2 protein-coding genes are annotated in these 1,484 nt (G+C 73.2%); both read right to left on the bottom strand.

What is annotated here, in order from left to right:
• The coding region (locus AC1D15_RS31835; protein ID WP_477829198.1) for a CHASE sensor domain-containing protein at positions 1-741 on the bottom strand (741 nt) is incomplete at its 3' end.
• A gap of 14 nt (positions 742-755) precedes the next feature.
• The gene (locus AC1D15_RS31830; protein WP_477829197.1) at positions 756-1,298 is read right to left on the bottom strand and encodes a YfiR family protein; all 543 of its coding nucleotides are present in this window, start codon (positions 1,296-1,298) and stop codon (positions 756-758) included.
• Positions 1,299-1,484: the final 186 nt, after the last annotated feature.

Here is a 1,484-nt window from a genome sequence, read left to right as displayed (position 1 = left end):
GAGCAGCAGCAGGCCGAAGCCCTCGCTGGTGCGGCCGACCGTCGCGATCAGCCGCTGGATCTGCTCGTTGGCGGCATGCCGGTTCGGCAGCCCGGTGACCGGGTCGTAGTGGGCGAGGTAGTCCAGGCGTTTCTCGGTGCCCTCGATCTGCCGGCGGATGCCGATCGCGAGCGCATACGCCAGCGCGAACGACACCAGGCTCACCACCAGCGTGATCGCGACGAAGGCGGCGACGCGCTCGTACAGCGGGCGCRGGCTCGCGCTCAGCAGCACGTGGCCGACCACGCGGTCGCCCTCGCGCACCGGCACGCGCACCTGCAGGCGGTTCTGCGCGAACCGGTGGCCTTCGCTCGCGAGCGAAGGCGGCAGCGGCGCGGGGTCGACGCGCTGCGTGCGCAGGCCGGGTGCGCCGTAGGCGGCGACCATGCGGTCCTGCAGGTCGTGCAGCGAGGCGCTTTCGATGGCCTCGGACGATTGCAGGCCGGAGAGCGTCTGCGCGGCGCCGCCGCTGTCGCCGAACAGCACCGCCGCCGAGCTGTTGTCGGCGACGATGTGCGCCTGCGCGGTCAGGTCGTCGGCCATCGCGCTGCGCAGCGAGAAGTACACGTAGGCGTCGAAGCTGAGCCCGGCCACCAGCAGCGCGGTGCTGACGCTGAGCGCCACCGCGCGCATCAGCCGGCGCCCGAGCTGCGGCCCCGGCTGCACGCGGAACGGATCGCGGCGGCGCTCGATGAGGCTCATCATTCGCCCGCCTGTCATTCGGTCACCCGCCGGGCGACGCGCAGCAGCTTCGAGCTGACCTGCAGGCGCGACTCGCGGACGGTCGCGAGGTCGATGTCGAACACGACACGGCTGCCGGAACGGTGCAGCGCCACCGCGGCACGCACCGATGGCGCGGCGTCGCCATCCGAGATCAGCAAGGTGCCGACCGGCGGACGCACCGGCGCGTTCGACGGGCTGTCCAGCAGCGCGGCATGGCAGGCCGACCAGCTGCCGGCGGACGAGAGCTCGCGCACGTCGAGGCGCCAGTGGCGCACGATGCGGCCCTCCAGCGCCTTCACCGCCGGCTGCAGCGGGCTCGCGCCGTCGATGCACAGCGCGAGCGCCGGCGCCTGGGGCGGCAGCACGTCGACCGGCCAGTCGACGAACAGCAGCAGGTTGAAGACCAGGGTCGCCTTCTGCTCGGCCTCGTCGCCCTGTGCCGTGGCCGGCATGCCGGCGCACCACAGCGCTGCGCCGGCGAGCGCGGCCAGCAGGCGGGGCGGCAACCGGAGGACCGGGAAGGGAAGGCGATTCACGGCGCGGGCAGAACGAAAAAGGCGCCGCCCGCGACATGCGGACGGCGCCTTTTCTTATCGGCCCGGCCCGGGCCTGCTTGAGCGCCGGCCGCGGGACACGCGTACCGGCACAAGCCTGCGGATGGGCCTGCGGGCTTACCAGCCCACCGTGACGATCATGCCGCGCGGCGTCGGGTGCTCCAGCAG

This window comes from Rhizobacter sp. P2_H2 (assembly GCF_056403375.1).
This window is presented reverse-complemented; position numbering and strand designations above follow the sequence as displayed.